This window comes from Nitrospinota bacterium (assembly GCA_009873635.1).
GTDB lineage: Bacteria > Nitrospinota > Nitrospinia > Nitrospinales > VA-1 > LS-NOB.
In genome coordinates this window covers 74,609-80,872 of the sequence record WAHY01000004.1, presented here as the reverse complement: position 1 = coordinate 80,872, position 6,264 = coordinate 74,609, and the positions used below count along the sequence as shown (strand labels likewise).

5 protein-coding genes are annotated in these 6,264 nt (G+C 43.8%); 1 reads left to right on the top strand and 4 read right to left on the bottom strand.

Going from position 1 to position 6,264, the window contains the following annotated elements:
- The 4 genes from pyrF to F3741_04005 form a co-directional block, all read right to left on the bottom strand.
- Positions 1-447: orotidine-5'-phosphate decarboxylase (gene pyrF / locus F3741_04020; GenBank protein MZG29968.1), on the bottom strand; the 447-nt coding region annotated here is incomplete at its 3' end.
- Positions 448-484: 37 nt separating this feature from the next.
- Positions 485-1,423 carry an ATP-grasp domain-containing protein gene (locus F3741_04015; GenBank protein MZG29967.1) on the bottom strand — a complete coding sequence of 313 codons (939 nt, stop codon included), beginning with the start codon at positions 1,421-1,423 and terminating at the stop codon, positions 485-487.
- 20 nt (positions 1,424-1,443) lie between these two features.
- Positions 1,444-1,998 (bottom strand): CoA pyrophosphatase, encoded by a 555-nt coding sequence (locus tag F3741_04010; GenBank protein ID MZG29966.1) that lies wholly within the window; start codon positions 1,996-1,998, stop codon positions 1,444-1,446.
- Positions 1,999-2,014: 16 nt separating this feature from the next.
- Entirely contained in the window at positions 2,015-2,356 is a 342-nt protein-coding gene (locus F3741_04005) for a Spx/MgsR family RNA polymerase-binding regulatory protein (GenBank protein MZG29965.1), read from the bottom strand.
- Positions 2,357-2,582: 226 nt separating this feature from the next.
- Here F3741_04005 and smc point away from each other — a divergent pair, with 226 nt between their 5' ends.
- Positions 2,583-6,140 carry a chromosome segregation protein SMC gene (smc, locus tag F3741_04000; protein MZG29964.1) on the top strand — a complete coding sequence of 1,186 codons (3,558 nt, stop codon included), beginning with the start codon at positions 2,583-2,585 and terminating at the stop codon, positions 6,138-6,140.
- The last annotated feature ends 124 nt before the right edge of the window (positions 6,141-6,264 follow it).

Genomic DNA, 6,264 nt, shown 5'->3' with positions numbered 1-6,264 from the left:
GCGGACAGCGCGATCCAAAACCAGGGCCGCGGTGTTGATGTCCTCACGAATTCCAAGATTTGCCAGTGAAGAAGCACTCGTGCTTGTTAACACTGTTACAGCCAGCACTTCCAGTCCTGATTTTTTTACTTCCTGTGCTGTTGCAAGAATTTCTTCTCCCTCTGTAGAGTGGATGGTAATGTATCGAACCCCCAGTTTTTCTGCTGAACGCAAAGCGCCTTTCACCGTAGCGGGAATATCGTGAAGCTTGAGATCGAGAAATATGTTTGCATCAGATTGTTCCCGGATCATTTTTACGATATCAGGTCCTTCACTTATAAAAAGTTCCAGACCTATCTTGAAACAGCCGACCACACCTTCCAACAAACGCACATAACGCTCTGCTTCCTTTTTTCCTTGAACATCAAGGGCAAATATCAACCGGTCTTGTGGAGTCATTACATTTATAAAAAATTAGTGTGAAGAAGCCTGGTAATGCTCATTGTTAATGATGAAAAACACTCTCGGGATAACGGGTCATAACCGATTGGTCTTTGATGTCTAAGTTTTCCGAGTCAAATTCCTGCCCGGTCAGTTCTTTATACATCATTAAAGGAACGTTTCCACCAGCATTAATAGTATGAACATAACCACTGCCGAAACGAAGGTTCACATCGGTAAGATAAAATAATTCTCCATCCTTGAAACCCTGAATTGTACAGGGTCCCGTCAAACCCAGTTTTGCAACCAAAGCCTGAACCCTTTCAATGATTTTCTTGTCCATATTGATACGACTGACCATAACCTCACCACCTCGAACTGCCAAACGTTCGCGCGGAACGACCAAACCGGGTTCACCCTCCTTGCCGCAAAATACATCGACACTGAATTCCTGCCCAGTAATCCGTTTCTGAAATACATGGTCCGGGCATTTATGCGTGTAATATTTCAGCTCATCAATGTCTTCAATCACAAACAGGTTTTTACTACCCTCCCCTCGACGCGGTTTGGCTATAAGAGGAAACGGGACTCCTGTTTTTCCCGCCAAGAAGGTTGGAGGCGTCTCAAAACCTTCATTGCTTAAGAACTCAAAAAGTTTCCATTTATCATGACAAATATCGATAGCTCTATCATCAGGAATCCATAACCGACGATTTTCAGCCTCCAGTTCGTTTCGATGCTGAGCAATAAACTCTATCGATTTATTGGTCAACGGTACCAATGCGCAAACGTTTGCAGTCTCACAAAGTTCAAGAACAGCCCTTAGACATTGCGGGTCGGAAAACAACGGTATCACTTCAGAATGGTCGGCTTGTCTTAAAGAAGGTGAAAGAGGATCACTATCTGCGCAAATCGGCTCTATAGGCGGCTTCGCATCCTGAAAGGCCTTGACCAGGGAAACCCGCCAATGTGAAGCCAGGAAAAGAATTTTCAAAGTTTCCATATTAACAAGTTTCCGGGTATCTAATAAGTTGCCAAATGCCCAATATGATTGAGAATCTTTGCAGATGCCCCCCAGATTCTATGATGCCGAAACCAATACATCACCCCTTCATCGGAAGGTTTGCTACCAACGTCTCTTTGTTGCGTTGCAAGCAAGGTTGTAAAGGGCATCTCCAAAACTTCTCCCACCTCACTTTCGGCAGGTTCATATTCAGGAGCCGACTGTAAGACTGAAACAAAAGGGGTGATTTCAAACCCTAACCGGGTATTAACAATCGGTAACTGGCCCAGAACATTTTCCAGTTCAATCTCAATATCAAGCTCCTCCCTCGTTTCCCTTAAAGCCGTGGACAAAAGGTCTTCATCCTGATCTTCCTCAAACACTCCGCCCGGAAAACTCACCTCACCCGCGTGATATCTAAGGTGCATGGCTCTACGCGTCATCAACACATGGGTTTTATTATTCATGGGATAAAGCATAACCATTACGGCCGCCCTTTGCGGGTGAGCCCGGGTTGTTTCCCTTACAAGAGGAAAGTTGCTCTTCAGCTTTTGTTTTATCAAGAACAGATCCATCTTTGTCCCAGTATTCCTACCAGACCGTTTTATATTCTTCTATATCGAATCCTACGGTGATTTTATCTTTATCCACAGCGATCGGTCTTTTAATTAATTTACCATTTGAGGCTAACAAATCTATGGCCTGGCTTTCAGTCATAGTTGGCAGCTTATCTTTAATTTTTAACTCACGGTACTGAACGCCGCTTGTATTAAACAACTTTTTCATTCCTTTGGCCTTTATCGCAGCTTTAAGAACCTGCCTGGATGGCGGCTTTTCTGTAATATCTATGAGATCAAATTTGATCTTTTTGTCTTCAAGATAACGAATCGCTTTGCGACAGGTCCCACATTTATTATACGAGAATAGTTTCATCTATGAACCTCCACGGGTAACTTGAATATCTAAATCCTTTGAACAAACAACATCTATGAAATATTGGTCAATATTCCCCCACCCAATTGCACAATATGTTGTGGGCATGGATTTCGAGTATACCAAACATGGTATAATTTCACTTTACAATATCATAGGATTGGGATAACCTTCCCCGAAGAATATGCGAATTTAAGATCCGATAATCTCTGGAGCTCCATCAAGTATGTACCTGAAAAACTTAGAGCTAGAAGGTTTTAAATCGTTTGTCGACCCCACAAATCTGGAGTTTAGAAACGGTTTCACTGCCATAGTCGGCCCCAATGGTTGCGGAAAAAGCAATGTTTCAGATGCTATTCGCTGGGTCATAGGAGAACAGCGGTCCAAAACTTTACGCAGCACACGCATCACGGACCTCATTTTCAATGGTAGTAACAGCCGAAAACCAGTAAATAGAGCGGAAATCTCACTCACTTTATCCAGCGTGCCTGCAGGAATACGGATAGCCGGTGTCCCCAATGTAGCTGAGGATGTCAAAGTCACCCGCTGCTACCATCGTTCAGGCGAGAGCGAGTTTTACATCAACCAAATTCCCTGCCGCTTGAAGGATATCACGGATTTCCTGATGGACGCGGGTATCAGCCCAAAGGTTTTGACTATTATCGAGCAGGGTCATATTCAGGATATTATCATTTCCAAACCCGAAGAAAGGCGCATCCTGATTGAAGAAGCTGCGGGAATCCTTAAGTTCAAGCATCGCAAAAACGAAGCAATTCGCAAGCTCGAAACTTCAGGGCAAAACCTGGAACGTGTGGCAGATATTGTCCAGGAACTGGCTCGTCAGGTTGAGTCGTTAAAACGTCAGGCCGCCAAGGCAGAACGGTATAAAAAATTTAAAGCCGAAGCCAAGGAACTGTCACTCAAGCTATTTTCTATCAAAGTTCGTCGTTACCAATCCCAGTTAGAAGCTATAGAGACAGAGTTAGAAGAACAAACTAAAAAGAAAACCGAGTGGAGTGCCCGCCATTCCACCTTTGACAACCAGATAGCTCAACTCAATGTAGAAATCGAAGAGTCAATAAACCAGTTGAATGAGACCCGTGAATCCATTCATCACCTGAACTCCCAAATAGGAAGCAGTGAACAAAGCATCACATTTAAAAAGGAACAGAAGTCTGAAGCCGAAGCGGATATTGAATCTGCTACAAAAGAGATTTCCAAAATGACAGGGGAAATTGATGACCTGTCAAAACAGATTGAAAGCGAAAGAATAAATCTTTCTTCCACCTTGAAGAAAATCAACGAGCAGGAAATTGTGCTCGAACAGCGCAAAACGGATGACCAGGAAAAACGGGAGGCTGTCCAGAAAATTCAGGAGCTGGTTTTAAATGGAGAAAGATCGGTTCACAGCCTGTTCCAGCAAACAGCGCAATCTAAAAACCAGATGACCGCACTCGATACACGCATCCAGGGTTTGGAAAATAGTCAGAACAAACTCATTTCGGAAAAAGAGGATGTCTGTTCCCAAATCAAGGAAAACCAGTCAACACTTGAGAATAGAAAAATTGAACACCAGCAGAAAACCGAAGAACTTGAGCGATTAAAAGAAAGGCAAAAGGCGTTACGAGAGGAAACAAGCCTCTATTCTCAACAGCTTCAATCAGAAATCGACAGCCACACTTCCAGAAAAGAAGACTATTTTCATAAAGCTTCCCTACTGGGCTCACTGGAAAAACTGAGGAACCAGTTTGAAGGATTTCATGCTGGGGTTAAATCCTTAATGAACGTCCAGAGCGGTGAACGCATTTCCGGTCTTCGCGAAGTTTTGGTCGATGTTCTTCAAACTCCGCAAGAATATGAAATGGCGATCGAAACAGCTCTGGGGGAAAAACTCCAAAGCGTTATTGTCAACACCCATTCTGATTCAATGGAAGCCATCGGCTACCTTAAGAATCATCACTCAGGAAGAGGTTTATTCGCTCCTCTCAACCCAAAGTCAATCCCTTCTGAGCCTCTTTATATGAATGGCACACAGGGTATTGTGGGTAAAGCTCTAAATTTTATCGAATGCCAGGAAGAGTATCGTCCTGTTATTGAATTACTTTTAAAAAATGTAGTCATCGTTCAAGACATGGATGTTGCGCTGCATTTGCATCAGAAGCCGGAGTTTCATGGAACCGTTGTAACATTAAACGGGGATATGATCGACCCAAACGGTTTTGTAACAGGGGGCTCAGAAGAAAATGACTCCTCCGGACTTCTAGCCAGAAACCGCGAAATAGAATCCCTCACCAGAAATGTTGAGAATGCCAGGGATGAATTAGATGCCTCACAAAAAAATATCGAAAGCAAAAAAGAAAGCCTTTCGCAGTTTGAAGATAAACTGAGACAACTGGACCAGGAAACTCATTCAGCCGAGATCGCAGCGAACAATGTATTGCGCGACCTGGAGCAATCGCATAAAGAAGCCGAGAAGTTGGAAAACAGGCTTGCTGCTATTGAAGAGGAAATCGCAGCCCTGGGTATGGAGAAAGAAAAACTGGATGATGAAAAATCTTCTCTGGCAAAGCTGTTGGAGTCTGCTGAACAAAAAAGAGCCGCGGAAGAAGAACTTTTATCAGGCCACAGGGAAGAACTGGAGCAGAGCCGTACCAGCCTTGAAGAAATTTCTTCAGAAATCAGCCAACTCAAAGTCCTGATCGCTTCACTGATAGGTCGAAGGGAAAACACGCTCACCGAAATAAAACGGCTGGAACTTCAACAGCAAAATATAAAACAGCATATAGAGAAGCGTGAATCCGACCTGGTTTCCAATAATAAAAGAATTACGGAAATTGACGGAGAAGTTTCAACCCTGGAAGAAAGTATTATTAAACTTAGCCGGGAGAAAGACGGATTGACAGAGACCGCCGTCCGGGAAGAAGAATCCCTGCGGCAAAAGGAAGAAGACCTGAAAGAAAAAGAACAAGACATACGGGAACTTTCCAGAAAAATCCAGGAGATCACAGAAACCCTGTCCCAGATAGAGGTGAAACGATCGGAGAACCGCCTGCAAATTGTCCACATTGAAGAACGCGCTTATGAAGACTTTAATGCAACACGGGATGAGCTGAAGTCGGCTTACGACGAAACCGTTGATGAAAACAAAACGGAAGAGGAAGTCAAAGAGCTGAAAGAAAAGATTGCAAGATTAGGCGAAGTCAACCTTGCCGCGCTTTCTGATTTTGAAAAAACCAACGAGCGATACACCTTCCTGAAAAAACAGCAAGACGACCTTGCGGAGTCCATGGAGCTGCTTCACTCGACCATCGAAAAAATAAACCAGACTACCAAACAGCGGTTTCTTGATACATTTGATATGGTGAACGAAAATTTCAAAGAAATTTTTGCCCGGCTCTTTCAAGGAGGAAAGGCAAACCTGACGCTGGTCGATGAATCCAACCCTCTTGATACAGGAATTGAAATCACCGCCAACCCGTTTGGTAAAAGTCTACAAAGTCTTGCTTTAATGTCCGGAGGAGAAAAAGCAATGACTGCGATCGCCCTGATGTTTGCTGTATTCAAAGTCCGGCCCAGCCCCTTCTGCCTTCTGGACGAAGTGGATGCCCCGCTGGATGAGGCGAATGTGGTACGTTTTCAGGAAATGCTTAAAGAAATGGCTGTCAACACACAGTTTATTATCATCACCCATAACCAAAAAACCATGTCTTTCGCCAACGCGCTCTATGGCATAACCATGGAAGAACAAGGTGTTTCCAAAGCCGTTTCCGTTCACTTCAATTAACCCTCCGCTGACACCAGTTCGCAATACCTTTTCTTACTTCCAGCCGCCCGCAGGAAATAATTTTAGCGAATTATCATCTTCAGCCCCTTAGCGCTATAGTCAATTGGACTCAAGCAAAGTGGAT

What these genes read in the sequence shown, in the direction of transcription:
- F3741_04015 (MZG29967.1), bottom strand. Translation starts at nt 1,423, where the DNA reads ATGGAAACTTTGAAAATTCTTTTCCTGGCTTCACATTGGCGGGTTTCC.
- F3741_04005 (MZG29965.1), bottom strand. Translation starts at nt 2,356, where the DNA reads ATGAAACTATTCTCGTATAATAAATGTGGGACCTGTCGCAAAGCGATT.
- F3741_04010 (MZG29966.1), bottom strand. Translation starts at nt 1,998, where the DNA reads ATGGATCTGTTCTTGATAAAACAAAAGCTGAAGAGCAACTTTCCTCTT.
- smc (MZG29964.1), top strand. Translation starts at nt 2,583, where the DNA reads ATGTACCTGAAAAACTTAGAGCTAGAAGGTTTTAAATCGTTTGTCGAC.